The sequence below is a fragment of the Streptomyces sp. NBC_01296 genome (assembly GCF_035984415.1).
In the GTDB taxonomy this organism is placed as follows: Bacteria; Actinomycetota; Actinomycetes; order Streptomycetales; family Streptomycetaceae; genus Streptomyces.
The window spans coordinates 709,684-724,669 of the sequence record NZ_CP130720.1 but is presented as its reverse complement, the minus strand read 5'-3'; the positions used below and the strand labels follow the sequence as shown (position 1 = coordinate 724,669).

The 14,986-nt window shown below is 72.5% G+C and carries 18 protein-coding genes; 9 read left to right on the top strand and 9 right to left on the bottom strand.

Annotated elements, in window-relative coordinates:
• Positions 1 to 9: 9 nt before the first annotated feature.
• Entirely contained in the window at positions 10 to 1,029 is a 1,020-nt protein-coding gene (locus OG299_RS03575) for a GlxA family transcriptional regulator (RefSeq protein WP_266636982.1), read from the bottom strand.
• A gap of 236 nt (positions 1,030 to 1,265) precedes the next feature.
• Positions 1,266 to 1,460 (bottom strand): hypothetical protein, encoded by a 195-nt coding sequence (locus OG299_RS03570; RefSeq protein ID WP_327360433.1) that lies wholly within the window; start codon positions 1,458 to 1,460, stop codon positions 1,266 to 1,268.
• Between OG299_RS03570 and OG299_RS03565 the strand changes: the two genes are divergently transcribed.
• The 3 genes from OG299_RS03565 (at position 1,444) to OG299_RS03555 (ending at position 3,750) form a co-directional block, all read left to right on the top strand.
• Positions 1,444 to 2,523 (top strand): glycosyl hydrolase family 18 protein, encoded by a 1,080-nt coding sequence (locus tag OG299_RS03565; RefSeq protein WP_327360432.1) that lies wholly within the window; start codon positions 1,444 to 1,446, stop codon positions 2,521 to 2,523. The genes OG299_RS03570 and OG299_RS03565 overlap by 17 nt on opposite strands.
• Positions 2,524 to 2,585: 62 nt before the next feature.
• The gene (locus tag OG299_RS03560) at positions 2,586 to 2,897 is read left to right on the top strand and encodes a hypothetical protein (protein ID WP_327360431.1); all 312 of its coding nucleotides are present in this window, start codon (positions 2,586 to 2,588) and stop codon (positions 2,895 to 2,897) included.
• Positions 2,898 to 3,288: 391 nt separating this feature from the next.
• Complete coding sequence (locus tag OG299_RS03555; RefSeq protein WP_266636974.1) at positions 3,289 to 3,750, top strand: hypothetical protein; 462 nt, start codon at positions 3,289 to 3,291, stop codon at positions 3,748 to 3,750.
• 33 nt (positions 3,751 to 3,783) lie between these two features.
• On the opposite strand, the gene OG299_RS03550 is transcribed toward OG299_RS03555, so the two are convergent.
• Entirely contained in the window at positions 3,784 to 4,317 is a 534-nt protein-coding gene (locus OG299_RS03550; protein ID WP_327360430.1) for a DoxX family protein, read from the bottom strand.
• Between the two features lie 151 nt (positions 4,318 to 4,468).
• Between OG299_RS03550 and OG299_RS03545 the strand changes: the two genes are divergently transcribed.
• Entirely contained in the window at positions 4,469 to 4,924 is a 456-nt protein-coding gene (locus OG299_RS03545; RefSeq protein ID WP_327360429.1) for a Rieske (2Fe-2S) protein, read from the top strand.
• 56 nt (positions 4,925 to 4,980) lie between these two features.
• On the opposite strand, the gene OG299_RS03540 is transcribed toward OG299_RS03545, so the two are convergent.
• Positions 4,981 to 5,562, bottom strand: coding sequence for a putative glycolipid-binding domain-containing protein (locus tag OG299_RS03540; protein WP_327360428.1), 582 nt, complete (start codon positions 5,560 to 5,562; stop codon positions 4,981 to 4,983).
• A gap of 965 nt (positions 5,563 to 6,527) precedes the next feature.
• Here OG299_RS03540 and OG299_RS03535 point away from each other — a divergent pair.
• The 3 genes from OG299_RS03535 (at position 6,528) to OG299_RS03525 (ending at position 8,198) form a co-directional block, all read left to right on the top strand.
• Positions 6,528 to 6,770, top strand: coding sequence for a hypothetical protein (locus OG299_RS03535; RefSeq protein ID WP_327360427.1), 243 nt, complete (start codon positions 6,528 to 6,530; stop codon positions 6,768 to 6,770).
• A gap of 35 nt (positions 6,771 to 6,805) precedes the next feature.
• Positions 6,806 to 7,708 carry a hypothetical protein gene (locus tag OG299_RS03530; protein WP_327360426.1) on the top strand — a complete coding sequence of 301 codons (903 nt, stop codon included), beginning with the start codon at positions 6,806 to 6,808 and terminating at the stop codon, positions 7,706 to 7,708.
• Positions 7,709 to 7,817: 109 nt separating this feature from the next.
• Positions 7,818 to 8,198, top strand: coding sequence for a VOC family protein (locus OG299_RS03525; protein ID WP_327360425.1), 381 nt, complete (start codon positions 7,818 to 7,820; stop codon positions 8,196 to 8,198).
• Between the two features lie 426 nt (positions 8,199 to 8,624).
• Here the strand turns inward: OG299_RS03525 and OG299_RS03520 are convergent, their stop codons facing one another.
• From OG299_RS03520 to OG299_RS03505, 4 genes are read right to left on the bottom strand one after another with little or no spacing between them, the layout of a single operon-like run.
• Entirely contained in the window at positions 8,625 to 9,053 is a 429-nt protein-coding gene (locus OG299_RS03520) for a universal stress protein (protein WP_266636962.1), read from the bottom strand.
• Positions 9,054 to 9,086: 33 nt separating this feature from the next.
• Complete coding sequence (locus OG299_RS03515) at positions 9,087 to 10,595, bottom strand: APC family permease (RefSeq protein WP_327360424.1); 1,509 nt, start codon at positions 10,593 to 10,595, stop codon at positions 9,087 to 9,089.
• A 10-nt stretch (positions 10,596 to 10,605) separates the two neighbouring features.
• Positions 10,606 to 10,926: a DUF3817 domain-containing protein gene (locus OG299_RS03510; protein WP_327360423.1), complete on the bottom strand. Its 321-nt coding sequence runs from the start codon at positions 10,924 to 10,926 to the stop codon at positions 10,606 to 10,608.
• Between the two features lie 2 nt (positions 10,927 to 10,928).
• Entirely contained in the window at positions 10,929 to 11,411 is a 483-nt protein-coding gene (locus OG299_RS03505) for a hypothetical protein (protein ID WP_266636956.1), read from the bottom strand.
• Between the two features lie 224 nt (positions 11,412 to 11,635).
• Here OG299_RS03505 and OG299_RS03500 point away from each other — a divergent pair, with 224 nt between their 5' ends.
• Both OG299_RS03500 and OG299_RS03495 read left to right on the top strand, forming a co-directional pair.
• Complete coding sequence (locus tag OG299_RS03500) at positions 11,636 to 12,595, top strand: GlxA family transcriptional regulator (protein WP_327360422.1); 960 nt, start codon at positions 11,636 to 11,638, stop codon at positions 12,593 to 12,595.
• An 85-nt stretch (positions 12,596 to 12,680) separates the two neighbouring features.
• On the top strand, positions 12,681 to 13,958 hold the full coding sequence (locus OG299_RS03495; RefSeq protein ID WP_327360421.1) for an Nramp family divalent metal transporter: 1,278 nt from the start codon (positions 12,681 to 12,683) through the stop codon (positions 13,956 to 13,958).
• A 35-nt stretch (positions 13,959 to 13,993) separates the two neighbouring features.
• Here the strand turns inward: OG299_RS03495 and OG299_RS03490 are convergent, their stop codons facing one another.
• The gene (locus OG299_RS03490) at positions 13,994 to 14,977 is read right to left on the bottom strand and encodes an ArsR/SmtB family transcription factor (protein ID WP_266636950.1); all 984 of its coding nucleotides are present in this window, start codon (positions 14,975 to 14,977) and stop codon (positions 13,994 to 13,996) included.
• Positions 14,978 to 14,986 lie beyond the last annotated feature (9 nt).

Sequence of the window (14,986 nt, the reverse complement as noted above, 5' to 3'; positions counted from 1 at the left end):
GCCGGGGGTTCAGGCGGTGGTGCGGAACCGGCTGCGGTACTCGCCCGGAGAGGTGTCCAGGCGGTCGCGGAAGACGCGGTGCAGGGACTCGACCGAGCCGAAGCCGCAGGCGCGGGCGATGTCGGGTGCGAGCCGTGCGGTGCGTTCCAGGAGCCGGCGGGCCGCCTCCAGCCGCATCCTCTCGACGTAGGAGCCGGGCGTGCTGCCGGTCTCGGCCCGGAAGACCCGGGCGAAATGCCGCTCGCTCATGGACATCCGCGCGGCGAGCGCGGGCACCGACAGGTCGGCGTCCAGGTGCTCGCCGATCCACCGCCGCAGCGCGCGCAGATCCTCGCGGCTGCCGGCCGGGTGGGCCAGGGGAACGCTGAACTGGCTCTGGCCGCCCGGCCGCTGGAGGTACATGACCATGATGCGGGCGACTTCGAGGGCCACCTCGTCGCCGTGGTCCTCGGCCACGAGTGCCAGGGCGAGATCCATGGACGAAGTGATGCCGGCGCTCGTCCACATCCGGCCCGAGCGGACGAAGATGGGATCGGGGTCGACCTCGACGGCGGGGTGATCCGCGGCGAACCGTTCGGCCGTGGCCCAGTGGGTGGTCGCCCGGTGGCCGTCGAGCAGACCGGCGGCGGCGGTCACCTGCGCGCCCACGCACACCGAAGCGACCCGGCCCGCGGCCGGTCCGACCTCACGGAGCCAGGCCACCACGGCGGGATCGACCTGCGGTTCGGGACCGCCGGCGCCGATTCGGATCCGGCCCGGCACCACCAGCGTGTCGATCGTGCCCTGCTCGCAGAACAGTTCCTCCACGTGCAGGCGCACTCCGGCGGAGGTCGCCACCGGACCGCGCCGCTCACCGGCCAGGTGCACCTCGTAGCCGCGGCCGACACCCGAGTGGTTCGCCCCCAGCACGAGGTTCGTCATGGCGAAGACCTCGGCCGGACCCGTCACGTCGAGCGCGTCGATCCCGGGGAACATCGCGAACACGACCACGTGGGGGCCGGAGAGAGGGGAGTGCGAGCCGGAGTTCATGACCCCCAATATCCGGGTCCGGCCCATGCGTCTGCAATGACGGGCATCTGCAGGATCCAGACATCGCTGCCGCACAGCACGGTTCGGCGGGGTCCGCAACCCGAGCTTCCGCGCCGCGATCTCCATGGCGGTGGTCAAGGTCGACAGCCTCGGCAACGGCCAGCTCGGCTTCAAGACCTTCGCGGGCGACGGCTGGAGCACCAGCGTGGTCTGCACAGCAGGCCTCACCCGCGTCGTCAGATGGAAGGCAGCACGGAGATCGCGAGCACAACCGAACCCGGCAGCGTCGACACGGTCGCCTTCAGCGTGAAGCGCACCTGACCCCCGCCCCACCGCTCCGGGGCCGCCGCCACCACTCGTCTGCCCGACGTGCCGTCACCCTGCGGGCACCCGGATGACGTCAGGGTCGTGGGCATGAAGAACGCGCTCACCGGCCTCCTCGCGGCCGCCGTGCTCACCCTGTCGGGGGCCGCCCCCGTGCCGCCGTCCGCCGAACCCCCCGCACCCGCCCGTACGGTGTCCGCCTGGCTGCCCTGGTGGAACATCGAAGCCGGCTACCAGGACGCCCTGGCCCACGCCGACCAGCTCCACACCGTCAGCCCGTTCTGGTACGCGACCTCCGGCGAGAGCGCCGTCAAGGGTGAGACGGGCGCGGGGGACCGCCGGATCGTCGACGGCCTCCGGGCCAAGGGCATCAAGGTGGTCCCCACCGTCACGGAAAGCCTCGGCGCCCCCGCGATGGCGGCCCTCCTGCACGATCCGGCCCGGCGCGCCGCGCACGTCGAAGCCCTGCTCGACATCGCCACCAGCCGACGGTACGACGGGCTCGACCTCGACTACGAGCGGATGACCGAGACCGAGGACACGGTCCTGCGCGAACAGGTCCGCACCGGCTACAACGCGCTGACCACCGAACTCTGCGCCCGCCTGCACGCCTTGGCCAAACAGTGCGTGATCACGGTCATGCCCCGCACCCGGGACTCGGGCCAGGCCTTCGACTACGCCCACCTGGGGTCCGTCGCCGACCGGCTGCGCATCATGGGCTACAACCTCCACAACGCCCTGCAAGCACCCGGCCCGCTCTCCTCCCTGGCCTGGTACGAGGAGTTCCTCGCCTACGCCACCGCCAACGTGCCCCGCGGCAAACTGGAGGTGGCCCTGCCGGCCTACGGCTGGAACTGGACGGTGGGCTCCACGGCCCGGGCCGGGCACGTCACCACCCGGGAGGCCGAGGCCCTGCGCCGAGCGGTGGGCGCGCAGTACACGTACGACACCGCCTCCGGCACCCCGCACTTCACCTACACGGACGACGAGGGCGAACGCCACGAGGTCTGGTACCAGGACGCCCGCGGCAGCGCCGCCCACCTCGAGGTCCTCGCCCGCTTCGAAGTCCGCGCCCCCGGCCTCTGGGCCCTGGGCTTCGAGGACCCCGCCCTGTGGAAGACCCTGGCCGCACAGCGGCCCACCCGTACGGCGTCGACGGACTTCCGGTGACGATCCGGTCTCGGATGCGGTGGTCGCCGTTGCTTCCGCGGCAGGCGGTCCGTTTGGCGGTCATGGAAGCTTCCACGCGTCCAGTCGTGTCCCCCGATGTTTCTTTCGCAGAGCTCAACGGCGCGTACTGGATCGACTCCGACTCGTCCCTCCACGGCACGGAGGAGTGCGGCCAGTGCGCCCTCCTGCGCGAAGCCGACGCCACCGTGCGCCCGACGGCGGGTGCCGACGGGCCCGCATTACAGGAGGGCCCGGCCTCGGGCACCGCCGGATGCCGCGGCATCGGGTGGGTGCTGAGCGCCGGGCGGCCGTTACTGCTGACCTGCGCGGCGCTCACCATCACCGCGGCGCTGTTCACCGTGACGCTGGGCTGAGCGGTCGGCCCGAGCGCGGTCGCCCAGCAGTGCGGCGAGCGCGCCGTCCGGCACCAGGTCGAGCAGCGGTCTCATGTCGGGCCGCAGGCCTTGGCGGGTGCGCTCGCGCCAGCCGCCGAGGGCGATGCCGCCGAACTCCCCTGAACGACGGACGGCACACCATCAGGAACCGGGTCACCGGGCTCTGCCTGGAGGACGCGGGCATGCCGGCCGGCAGTCGCCGCGAGGTGCGCCAGATGCCCTGCAACGGCGGCCCCGGACAGCTCTGGCAGCGGCGCTGAACCGCGGGTGCGGCCGAAGCCCTGTGCATGCGGCCGCACCACCGCCGTCGTCAACCCCTCGGGCCCTGAGGCCCTTTCGGAGAGTCCGTCCGTGCGCGTAGCGTGTTCGCATGACTACGACACCGGCTGAGGCGGGCGGGTCGAACGTGCCGCCGGACCGGCCCCGCCCGCGGATGGAGATCCGCAACCGGCAGACCGCCGGGCTGACGTTCCGAGCGGACCCGTGGGCCGCAAGGAAAGCCGGCGCCCAGGCGACGGCCACGGTCCGGGCCTGGGGATACGCACACCTCGACGAGCCGGACCTCGAGACCGCCGTACGGCGCCTCGTCGACGCGGCGGTCGCCGACGGCGGCAAACGGATCAGCGTCCACCTCGCCGACCAGGACCACCGCATCCTCGCCGTGGCCCTCAGCCACGTGGCCGGTGCCGCGCCCGACGAGGGCGCCGTCCTCACCGAACTCGCGGCCCTGCGCACCGTCGTCGGCTGCGGCAGCGACGTCGGGCCTGACGGGCGCCGGGTGTGGGCGCTGCTCGACGCCGCGCCGCCGCGCCGCCGCGCCCAGGAGGTCTGACGCAGCGGCACCTGGCTCAGCGTCCCCGGCGGCTCAGGACGGGACGGCGGTGGCGGCCGGGTTCGGCCCGGACCTCGCGTGCGCCGACGCCGGCCGGCGCCGCCGGCGGTGCAGCAGTGCGTCGAGGGAGAGCGCAGGCGCACCCGCGAGGACCAGCGGGATCCAGGCCATCAGGTACACCAGGTCGTTGCCGTAGTAGTACGGGGTGGTCGGCCAGCTGATGGTCAGCCACAGGCTCAGCGAGATCAGGGCGCCGCCGAGGGCCGCGACCCGGGTCAGCAGCCCCGCCAGGGCGCCCAGCCCGACGGCCAGTTCGCCGAGGGCCATCGCGATGCCGAAGCCCACCGGGTTCTGCGAAGAGAGTTCGATCAGCCCGGGGAGGGCGGCCGAGTCCCGTACGGCTTCCATCTGCTGTCCGATCGAGCCGTCGCCGCCGGCGGACAGGAACGCCGCGTCGGTCAGCTTGTCCAGGCCGGCGTAGACGAAGGTGATGCCGAGGAAGAGGCGCAGCGGCAGGAGTGCGTACTCGGCCGCTCGGGTGCGCAGATCGGGGGATGTCGTAGTCACACCCTGGACACGCAGGAACCCGGGCTCCGGTTCGGCCGAAATTCCGCGCAGGACGCGTTGAACCGCCCGCCGCTTCCCTGCGTGTTCCTGCTGAGGCTGGAGTGGCAAGGGATGCTCCGGTCCGCTTCCGGTACGAGAAGGAGATACGGCCATGGGTGACACCACGCGTCGGCGCACGGTTCTCGCGGCGGGCGCCGCCACGCTGGCAGGCACCGTCCTGAGCGGCTGCGGCAACGACGGCGGGTATGACGCAGCAGCCGACAACGCGCCTGCCGCACCCTCGGCGGGCGGTGACAGTGGCAGCGGCGGCGCCGGTGGCGGCCAGGCGCTCGCGCAGACCTCGGAGATACCGGTGGGCGGCGGCAAGGTGTTCAAGGACCAGAAGGTGGTGGTCACCCAGCCCATGGCGGGGCAGTTCAAGGCCTTCTCGGCGACCTGTACGCACCAGGGCTGCTCGGTCGCGACGGTGAAGGACGGAAACATCGTCTGCCCCTGCCACCAGAGCCTCTTCAAGATCGCGGACGGTACGGTCGCCGGAGGCCCCGCCACCCGTCCGCTGGCGGCGGCGAAAATATCCGTGGAGGGCGACAAGATCACCCTCGCCTGAACCCGTCCGCCGCCGGACTCGCCCGGTCCGGCGGCGGGCGCCCGAACCGCTCGGCGTCAGCCGTCGTCGCCCAGATGGGTGGTGGCCAGCCCCGGGTAGTCGAGGACGAGTCCGGTGCTGTCGAACTCCACGTCACTGCGGAAGCTGTCGGAGGAGTACCGCACCAGGTGACCGCCGAGCGGGGTGTAGGTCTGTGCGGACGGTGTCACGGTCAGTTCCGGTACGGCCACCCAGGCCATCAGGAACCGCTGCTCGGGGCCCTGTTCGCGGGCGAGGTGGAGCCCGTGGCGGCGTACGGGCATGGTGTTGGTCAGCGGGCAGAGCCCGAGGTCGCAATCGAGGGCGCCGTCGAATTCGGCGCGCGGCTGCCCGTTGACCGTCCACCCCCCGTCGTCGCCGCGGCACAGCGCGAGTTCGCGCCTTGCGTGGCCCGGCCCCTCCACGCTGACGTGCAGCGAGCGGGTGACGAAGCGCGGCCCGGTCCCGAGCCGGTAGGCGACCCAGTAGGGGCCGCCCTCCAGAGCGAGTGCCCGGCCCCGCGCGTGGAGCCGCTCTCCTTCGAACTCCCCCCATGCCGTGTCGTATCCCTGGCCGGCCGAGACGTGCCAGGTACGGGTGAACCGTACGAAATCGTCCATGAAGCGATCTTCCCGCACCACGCTGACGGCGGCGGGGACTCGGAGGCCTCAGCCGGCGATGCGGTATCCCACTCCCGGCGTCGTCGTGACGACCTGTGGACCCCCGAGCCGCGCGTCCTTGACCACCAGCACCCTCATGCCGCGCCCCCGCCGACCGCGGCAGTGCGACGACGGCCCGTAGCCCTCCCTCGGGCCGGGGCAGCAGCTCCAGCCCCCCCACGATGGGTGTCCGTGACGGCCGCAACGATCGACAGCCCGAGTCCGGGCCCCCGTTCCGGTTGTGCCGTACGGCGTTGTCGAGGAGGTTGTCGACGACGCGGCGCAGCAGGCTCGCGCGGCCCCACACGTACGCGGGGCCGCCGGTGCCGTCCTCGTGCTCCGCCGCGAGGTCCCTGGCCGCGATCTCGTCCGCCCGTACGGCCAGGCTCTCGGCCACGAGCCCGTCGAGCCCGACCCGGCCGGAGCCGTACTGCGGGCGAGCACCAGAAGGGCCTCGAGCAGCCCGTGCACCCGGTCCGGTTCGGTGCGCATCCGGCCCGCCAGGGCGAGGGTCTGCGCGGGCACCGGCCCCGGCTTGGCCACGAACCGGCGCGCCGCGTTCGGCTCCGTGCTCTACCTCGTCCTGATCGCGCTGCCGGGCCTCGGCGTGGCGACGGCGATCCGGGAGGCCGCGAGCGCCATCGGGATCGTCCTGGGGCTGCTCTCCCTCTTCCCGCTGGTGGCGCACGTGGTCACCGACCCGGCGTGGCAGCGCCGCCCCGATGGCCGCCGGGCTCGCCGTACAGGCCACGACCGGCCACGACCACCTGGCCATCGGCCCCTGGGCCGGGCTCGGCGTCCTCGCGGGACGCGGCGGCATCACTCGTCCGTGTGGTCCCGAGCGGGCCTCGCCCGGAGGTACCGGGCATTGGCGTCGTCGGCCCCGTCCACCGTACCCGTGCCGCATGCATCATCACCGTCGATCGATGGCGCACGAGGGGCGGGTGGGGAGCGTGGGAGAGCTGGCGCTGGGCCTGGCCCTGGGGACCAGCGCCGGGCCGCTGCTCGCCCTGGCTGCCGGCGCCGGCGCCGGCAGCGGACTGCGCGACGGCTGCGACGCGCGCGACACTGCCGCCGAGGTCGATGCGCTTGCGGCGCGGCCGGGCTCGGCCCGGTCGGTACGGGAGGCCCGCCGGCTGCGCGACGCACCGGCAGGGCGCTGCCCGTGACGCCGCGGAACCCGGTGTGCGGCATGGTGGGTGTCGTGGACGTCGATGCTGATGTGGATGCGGTTGCCCACGAGCTGTACGGACTGGTCCCGGGCCGCTTCACCGCTGCCCGGGACGAGCGGGCGGCCAGGGCCCGGGAGGCCGGACAGGCGCAGGCGGCCAGGGCCATCGCAGGACTGCGGCGCCCCACACGTGCGGCGTTCGCATCGAACCTGCTGGTGCGGCGGCGCCCGAAGGAGGTCGCCGCGTTCCTCGAACTCGGCGAAGCGCTGCGCCAGGCCCACCGGTCGTTGGACGGCACGCAGCTGAAGGACCTGTCCCACCAGCGGCACGTGGTGGTGGCCGCACTGGCGCGTACCGCCCGGCAACTGGCCGAGGGGGAGGGCCAGGTGGTCAGCGAGAGCGTCGCGCACGAGGTGGAGCAGACGCTCCACGCCGCCCTCGCCGATCCGGACGCCGCCGAGCAGTGGTCGGACGGACGCCTGACCACCGCGCTGACCCCACCGGTGGGTTTCACGGGCCTTCCCGCCGCGGCCCCCGTACGCCCGCAGCCCGCGGTCACCCGGGCCGACGCCCCGGCGAAGCCGAAGCCGAAGCCGAAGCCGTCCCGCGAGGCGGAGCAGCGTCGAGCCCGTCTCGAACAGGCCCGCCGCACGGCCGAGGAGACCGGCGCCGAGGCAACGGCGCGGGAGGCGGAACTGCGCGGGGCCGAGCAGGAACAACGCGACCACGACCAGGCGCTGGCCGAAGCCGACGCGCAGGTCGCCGAGCTGGAGCGGCAGCTGCGCGAGGCGCGGACCGGGCAGGCCGAGGCGCGGCGCGCCCTGGCCGAAGCCACCGTCCGGGTCCGGGACGCCGCCCGCGCGGCGGGTGCGGCGCGCCGGAAGGCCGATGCGGCCGCCGATCGGTCGGCGGAGCTGGCGGGGGCGCAGGAGTAGCCGCAGCGCCCCCGGTCGCCCCGCCGCCGGGCAGCAGGCGGTGATCGGAGGGACACTGGAGCCAGGGGGCCGATGCCGGATGAGCTGCGGCGAACGGAGGGCAACCACCATGCTGGGAGACAGCAAGGGCTTCAGCGGTTACTCGGTGGACAACATCGAGGGCGCCAAGGGTTTCTACGGCGAGACGCTCGGATTGCGAGTGTCCGAGGACAACGGCCTGTTGACCCTGCACCTTGCGGGGGACACCGAGGTCATGCTGTACCCGAAGGATAATCACGAGGCCGCGACCTTCACCGTTCTGAACTTCCCCGTGGACGACATCGACCGGGCCGTCGACGAACTGGCCGCACGCGGTGTGGCGTTCGAGCGGTACGAGGGATTCGACCAGGATGCGAAGGGAATCGCCCGGGAGACGCCGGGCCCCGCGATCGCATGGTTCAAGGACCCGGCCGGGAACATCCTCTCCGTGCTCCAGCCGAACGGGATGTAGGCCGGACGCAGGTCAGGCCAGTACGGTCCCGCCGTCGACGGTCACCACCGTGCCGGTGGCGAAGGTCTGGCGCAGCAGGTAGACGTACGCCTCGGGGCTCTCCGGCGGTGAACACCAGGTGGTCGAAGGCGCCCACGCGCCGGAACACCGCGGAGACCTGCGCCGGGTCGCGCAGGTCGGCCACCTCGGCCGAGGCCGGCCACCGGCTGGTGGGCAAGGAGTCCCCGTCCGCATCGCCGAACTCGCCGCGGCACGTGGCCGCCGAGGAGGGCGTTCTGGTCCTGCCCCGGTCCGTCGTGACGCGGCCCGCGTACCGGTCGAGGACATCGCCGACAGCCAGGTCCGTCTGGCGTGGAGCGCGGACCGTGCATCGGAACTCGTCCGGGATTTCACCGAGTTGGCCACGTCCCTCACTGCGTGACACACCTACTCCCCGTTGTCGCCCCGCGTCGGGACGCACAGCACCGGGACCGGCGACAGGTGCAGCAGTTTGTGCGGGGTGGAGCCCAGCAGGGCGCCGCGGATCGGGCTGTCCCCCCAGCTGCCGACGATGATGACCCGTGCCCGGTGCCGTTCCGCGGCGTCGAGCAGGGCCTGGGCCGGTTTCTCGTCGACCACCTCGACGGTCGACGGGACGCCCGCCTCGTCGGCGGCCTCGACGGCCCGCGCGAGGGCGCTGCGCCCGGCCTGCCGGACGGCTTCCCGGTGCGCCACGTACTCCTCGCCGGCAGCGCCGGGCGCGGCGGCACCGTAGACGAGGACGAGCGGTTCGCCGAAGGCGGTGGCGACCTCGAGAGCCACCTGCAGGGCCCGTTCCGCGCCGGGTGACTCGTCGTACCCCAGGACCACAGACATCAGGGACTCCTTCCGGACGCCGGGCTCGCCGGACTACCGCTTCCTGCCGTGGACGAGCTCCGGATCGACGACGCCCCGCCGCTCCCGCCAGAACCGGCCGTCCCGTACCCGCCAGAAGCACATGATCAGTACGCCGGCCACGGCGATCCCGATCCCGATCACCAGCGGCGGGCCGAGACCGAACCAGGAGACCCCGCTCGCCGAGTTCTCCGGATTCGACATGTCGTTGATCGACTCCTCCAGAAGCCAGGCCAGCATGCCCGCCCCGACCAGCGGCCCGAGGCCGATGAGCAGGAAGTTGTGCACGTTCTCCAGTAGGTGGCGGCGGTAGTAGACGGCGCAGGCCACGCCCGTCAGCGCGTAGTAGAAGGCGATGAGCAGGGAGAGCGCCGTCAGCGAGTCGAGGAGGGCGTTCTCGCTGATCTGGTTCACGGCCAGGTACCAGGCGATGGCGATGCCGGCGACCCACCACGTGCTCACGTCCGGGGTCCGGAACCGTGGCTGGATGTGCGCGAGCCGATGCGGCAGCGCGTGCCGGCGGGCCATGGACAGGGCGGTGCGGGAGGCCGGGATGATCGTGGTCTGGGTGGAGGCGAGCGCGGACGTGCAGACGGCCAGGAGCACCACCCAGTCCCAGCCGCCCATCACCTCGTGCGCGAGGACGGCGAAGATGGCCTCCTCCTCGCCCGCGTTCTCGGCGAGGAAGGCGGTTCCGGCGTAGCCGACGATGGCGAATCCCACGGCCAGGTAGGTCACCAGCAGCACCACGGTCGACCAGATCCCGGCCTTGCCGGGCGCCGTGGCGGAGTTCTCCACCTCCTCGGTGAGGTTCACCGCGGACTCCCAGCCCCAGTAGATGAACACGCCGAGCAGCAGCCCGCCGGTGAGGGCTGCGCCGCCCGCGCCGAAGGGGTTGAGCCAGGTGAGGGACGGCTCGATGGAGTCGAGGGTGCTGGTGTCGGCGTAGATCCGGTAGATGGCGACCACCGCGAAGGCCAGGAGGAAGAAGACCTGGGCGAGGATCAGGATGTCCTGGAGGTGGGCCGACAGTTCGGTGCCGATGACACAGATGGCTGTCATGGCGAGGATCACCACGACGGCGAGGGTCTGCCGGATCACCGGGTTGGCGGCCCAGCTGTCCAGGCCGGCGGCGAGCAGGCCGAAGTTGACGGCGACGTCGGCCAGCGAGCCGATGACCAAGACGCCGGTCATCGTGATCGCCCAGCCGCCGAGCCAGCCCGCCCAGGGGCCCATGGCCCGCGTCACCCAGGAGAACGTCGTCCCGCAGTCCTGGTCGACCTTGTTGAGGTAGTAGAAGGCGGCGGCGATCAGCAGCATCGGAACGAACGACGCCAGCATCACGCCCGGCGCGTAGATGCCGACCAGGGCCACGATCGGCCCGATGACGGCGGCCAGCGAATAGGCGGGCGAGGTGGAGTTCAGGCCGATGACGAGCGCGTCGAGGAATCCGATCGCGTTGTGTTTGAGCTCCGCGTCCGGGATGTCTGCACCCGCTGCGCCGCCGGCACTGTCCTGAGCCATACCGGCATCGTCATGCACCGGGCGGCGCTGCGCGAGGCGCGTGCGCTGTCCGGGGGGCCGCGGCCAGGCGACGCAGGGCGAGCATCCCTCCGATGCCCGGGATCAGGGCGAGGAGCGTCGCCGTACGGTCGCCGGCGGGCCCGCGCTCGCCGGCGGTGGCGGTCGCGGTCGCGGTGGAGATGACGGCGATCAGGTAGGCACAGCCGTGGAGCGGGCCGAGGAGCGCGGCGAGGGCCTGCTGGTGCACGGTGGCGAGGTTGGCCAGCAGGACGGCGAGGGAGAGCAGCTCGATGCGGGCGCTGACGCGCAGGAGCCGGCTGGGCGGTTGCACGTTCAGACTCCTGTGGTGGACCCGGGGCGGATGATCATCAGAACGGTCACGGTGGCCCACAGCAGGTTGAACAGGCCCGTGTACATGCCGAGCTGTCGGGCGGTGCGCAGTACGGCATCGGATTGCGCCGCGCCGCGGGCCGGCCCGCCGAGGGCCGAGAGGGCGGCGCCCTGGCGGGGCAGGATGCGGGCGCCGAGGACGGCAGCGGCCAGCGCGGTCAGCACGATCGAGGTGATCAGCCAGGCGCTGCCCAGGACGTGGAGGCTGCCGGCCGTCGCGAGCCCGAACACCGGGACGGCGACGGCGATCCCCGCGTAGACCCGGCAGATCCGGTGCAGGGTGCGCACCGTGGCGAGGCCGGCCGGGTCGTCGGGGGCGGCAGCGGCCCGGCGGGCGGCGGGCGGAAACATGCCGGCGGCCACGGTGACCGGGCCGATGGTGATGATGGCCGCCAGGACGTGGACGGCGAGGAGGAGTTTCGTCACGGGTGCGATTCCGGGGTGCTCGGTAGGCGGATCGGGCGGGGTGGCGGGGTGGCGGGTCGGCGGGGGGTGCCGGAACCGACGGTATGCAGCGCCGGGGCCGATCAAACAGTGGCGGAATGGCCAGGGCCCAACAGATTCCCGCCAAGGGGATAAGGAAGGCGGTACGAGCCATCCGGCTGCTGAGCGGGCTTGGCCGGAATCCGGCCAAGGCCTAGAGTTCGGCCATGCACACCGTGGCCGTACTCGCGCTGGACGGGGTCATCCCCTTCGACCTGTCCACCCCCGTCGAGGTGTTCGGGCGTACCCGGCTGCCCGACGGACGCCCGGCCTACCGCGTCCGCGTCTGCGCGCCCGCCGGCGAGGTGGACGCCGGCGCGTTCGCCCTCAGGGCCCCCTGGTCGCTGGAGGCCCTCGCCGAGGCGGACACCATCGTGCTCCCCGGCATCGCCGACCTGGATGCGCCCGTCCCGCCGGAGGTCCTCGACGCCCTGCGCTCGGCCGCCGCCCGCGGCACCCGGATCGCGTCGATCTGCGTCGGCGCCTTCGTGCTCGCCGCCACGGGGCTGCTGGACGGACTGCGCGCCACCACGCACTGGGTGGCCGCCCCCCTTCTCGCGGCCCGGTACCCGCAGATCGAGGTCGATGCCGATGTGCTCTACATCGACAACGGGCAGTTCCTCACCTCGGCCGGCGCCGCCGCCGGACTCGACCTGTGCCTGCACCTGATCCGACGCGACCACGGTTCGGCCGTGGCGGCGGACGCCGCCCGGCTGGCGGTCATGCCGCTGGAACGCGAGGGCGGGCAGGCACAGTTCATCGTGCACGCCCAGCCGCCCACCCCTCAGGGTTCGACGCTGGAGCCCCTGCTGCGCTGGATGGAGGACACGGCCCACCACGAGCTGACCCTCGACGAGATCGCCGCCGAGGCCGGGATGAGCGTACGCACGCTCAACCGGCGTTTCCGCGAGCAGACCGGGACCTCGCCCCTGCAATGGCTGCACCGCGCCCGGATCCGCCAGGCCCAGTACCTGCTGGAGACCACCGGCCACCCGGTGGAGCGGATCGCGTCGCAGGTCGGCTTCGGCTCGCCGACGGCGTTCCGGGACCGCTTCCGGCGGATCACCGGCACCAGCCCCCACGCCTACCGCCGTGCCTTCCAGGGCCAGGCCGCCGCCCTGCAGTGACCAGGGAGGGCCTCTTGCGCGCCCGCCGCCGAGCCGCTTTGGTGACCGGGTCCACCGCAGGTGCGAACGGAAAGGCGGCACACGCATGGCGGAGACCCTCCAGACCGGCACGGGGGAGAGCGAGAACAGCGCCCCGCGCAAGGCGAGTTGGCGCTACATAGGCCCCGGCATCGTCGTCGCCGCGACCGGCGTGGGTGCCGGCGACCTCGTGGCCACACTCATCGCGGGCAGCAAGTTCGGCTACACGCTGCTGTGGGCGGCGGTGATCGGCTGCCTGGTCAAGATCTCCCTCGCGGAGGCCGCCGGCCGCTGGCATCTCGCCACCGGCCGCACGCTGTTCGACGGCTGGCGCAGCCTCGGATCCTGGACCACGGTGTACTTCGCCGGGTACGTCGTCGTCTGGGGCTTCGTCTACGGCGCCGCCGCGATGTCCTCCAGCGCCCTCCCGCTCGCCGCGCTCTTCCCGGACACCATGGACCTGAAGGCCTGGGCCGTCCTGTGCGGCCTGGTGGGCCTGGTGTTCGTCTGGTTCAACCGGTATGCCGTCTTCGAGAAGGTCATGACGGTGCTGGTCGGCGTCATGTTCCTCGTCACCGTGTATCTCGCGATCCGGGTCACGCCACACCTCGGCGCCGCCTTCGCAGGCCTCGCGCCCGTCCTTCCGGACGGTTCGCTGATCTACACGCTCGGCCTCATCGGCGGCGTCGGCGGCACCATCACCCTGGCCGCGTACGGCTACTGGATCAACGCCAAGGGCTGGACCGACGCGGGCTGGATGAAGGTGATGCGCCTCGACAACCGGGTCGCCTACGTCACCACCGGCATCTTCGTGGTGGCCATGCTCTTCGTCGGCGCCGAGCTGCTGCACTCCTCCGGCGTGGCCATCGCGAAGGGCGACCGGGGGCTGCTCGACCTCACCGACATCCTCGCGGACCGCTACGGAACACCGACCGCCAATCTCTTCCTCGTCGGCTTCTTCGCGACGTCCTTCACCTCGCTGATCGGCGTGTGGCACGGCGTGAGCCTCATGTTCGCCGACTTCGTGACGAAGTACCGCCCGTCCCTCGTCCCGGAGGGGACGAGCCGCGAGAGGTCCCTGCCGTTCCGGGCCTACCTGCTCTGGCTGACCTTCCCGCCCATCGGCCTGCTCTTCCTCGACCAGCCCTTCGGGCTCGTCATCGTGTACGGGGTCATCGGCGCGTTCTTCATGCCGTTCCTCGCCCTCACCCTGCTGTGGCTGCTCAACAGCTCACGTACACCGGATGCTTGGCGCAACGGACTGCTGAGCAACGGGATGCTGGCGGCCGCCGGTCTGCTGTTCGTGGTGCTGTGCGTACAGCAGGTACGGGAACTGCCCTGGTAGCAGGCCGCCGCGGGGAGCGGAGCCGGCCGGGGCGATCAGGAATGCGGGCCGGCCAACTGGTCGCCCAGCGGACTGCGCCGGTACAGCACCTGCCGGCCGTCACGGGCCCGGGAGACCAGGCCCGCGGCGTGCAGGACGCCCAGGTGCTGGGACACGGCGCTCGGGGTCACCCGGAAACGGCGCGCGATCTCGACCGTGGGCAGCGGCTCCGTGAGGAGGCGGAGCAGCCGGGCTCTGGGCGCGCCGAGCAGCGCCACGAGAGCGGACGCGTCGGCCGCCGGCGCAGGGGCCCACAGCGTCGCCACCCCGCGGCTGGGGTACATCAGCAGCGGTGGTTCCTCGGGGCTGACCGGGGGCGCGGGCTTGTGGGCGAACACGGAGGGCACGAGCAGCAGCCCGCGACCGGACGCCGCGACCCGGTGCGTACTGATCATCTTGTCGATGTGCAGCACACCGTCCTGCCAGCGCAGGTTCGGATGCATCCCGGCGAACAGCAGGCGGGCGCCGCCCATGGCCAACTGCCGGGCCCGGTAGGTCATGTCGGCCTCCAGCAGCAGCCGCATCTGCGGCCACATCGGCTTGACGGCGATCTCCCAGTACCGCTGCAGGAGCTCGCAGATCGCATCGCGGAGGCCGAGGACCGGCGCGTCGTCCGCGGCGGAGGCAGCGCGCAGGGCCTCGGGCAGCGGATCCGGTGCGTGGGCGGCCGACAGGTCGCGGCGCACCAGTTCCGGGGAGGCCCGGCGGACGACGGCCAGTTCCTCTTCGAAGGCGGGGGAGAAGCCCGTAGGCCGCGGGGTCAGGAAGTCGGGAAGGGTGAGCCGCTGCGCCACCAAGGACATCAGCAGGTCGGTGTCGAGCGCGTCGAGCCGGCCGAGCACGGACCTGCGCCACGGGAGGTGCACCGCGGACAGGCCCGGGTCGCGCAACACCCGCAGAGTGAAGACGGTTTCGCTCAGGGGCGAGACCGCGAACCGGGTGTCCGCGAGGTCCTCGACGCCGAGCACGAAGCTGATCATTAAGCAATA

What these genes read in the sequence shown, in the direction of transcription:
- OG299_RS03535 (WP_327360427.1), top strand. Translation starts at nt 6,528, where the DNA reads ATGGCGCACGAGGGGCGGGTGGGGAGCGTGGGAGAGCTGGCGCTGGGC.
- OG299_RS03525 (WP_327360425.1), top strand. Translation starts at nt 7,818, where the DNA reads ATGCTGGGAGACAGCAAGGGCTTCAGCGGTTACTCGGTGGACAACATC.
- OG299_RS03500 (WP_327360422.1), top strand. Translation starts at nt 11,636, where the DNA reads ATGCACACCGTGGCCGTACTCGCGCTGGACGGGGTCATCCCCTTCGAC.
- OG299_RS03515 (WP_327360424.1), bottom strand. Translation starts at nt 10,595, where the DNA reads ATGGCTCAGGACAGTGCCGGCGGCGCAGCGGGTGCAGACATCCCGGAC.
- OG299_RS03495 (WP_327360421.1), top strand. Translation starts at nt 12,681, where the DNA reads ATGGCGGAGACCCTCCAGACCGGCACGGGGGAGAGCGAGAACAGCGCC.
- OG299_RS03545 (WP_327360429.1), top strand. Translation starts at nt 4,469, where the DNA reads ATGGGTGACACCACGCGTCGGCGCACGGTTCTCGCGGCGGGCGCCGCC.
- OG299_RS03565 (WP_327360432.1), top strand. Translation starts at nt 1,444, where the DNA reads ATGAAGAACGCGCTCACCGGCCTCCTCGCGGCCGCCGTGCTCACCCTG.
- OG299_RS03555 (WP_266636974.1), top strand. Translation starts at nt 3,289, where the DNA reads ATGACTACGACACCGGCTGAGGCGGGCGGGTCGAACGTGCCGCCGGAC.
- OG299_RS03520 (WP_266636962.1), bottom strand. Translation starts at nt 9,053, where the DNA reads ATGTCTGTGGTCCTGGGGTACGACGAGTCACCCGGCGCGGAACGGGCC.
- OG299_RS03575 (WP_266636982.1), bottom strand. Translation starts at nt 1,029, where the DNA reads ATGAACTCCGGCTCGCACTCCCCTCTCTCCGGCCCCCACGTGGTCGTG.
- OG299_RS03540 (WP_327360428.1), bottom strand. Translation starts at nt 5,562, where the DNA reads ATGGACGATTTCGTACGGTTCACCCGTACCTGGCACGTCTCGGCCGGC.
- OG299_RS03490 (WP_266636950.1), bottom strand. Translation starts at nt 14,977, where the DNA reads ATGATCAGCTTCGTGCTCGGCGTCGAGGACCTCGCGGACACCCGGTTC.
- OG299_RS03560 (WP_327360431.1), top strand. Translation starts at nt 2,586, where the DNA reads ATGGAAGCTTCCACGCGTCCAGTCGTGTCCCCCGATGTTTCTTTCGCA.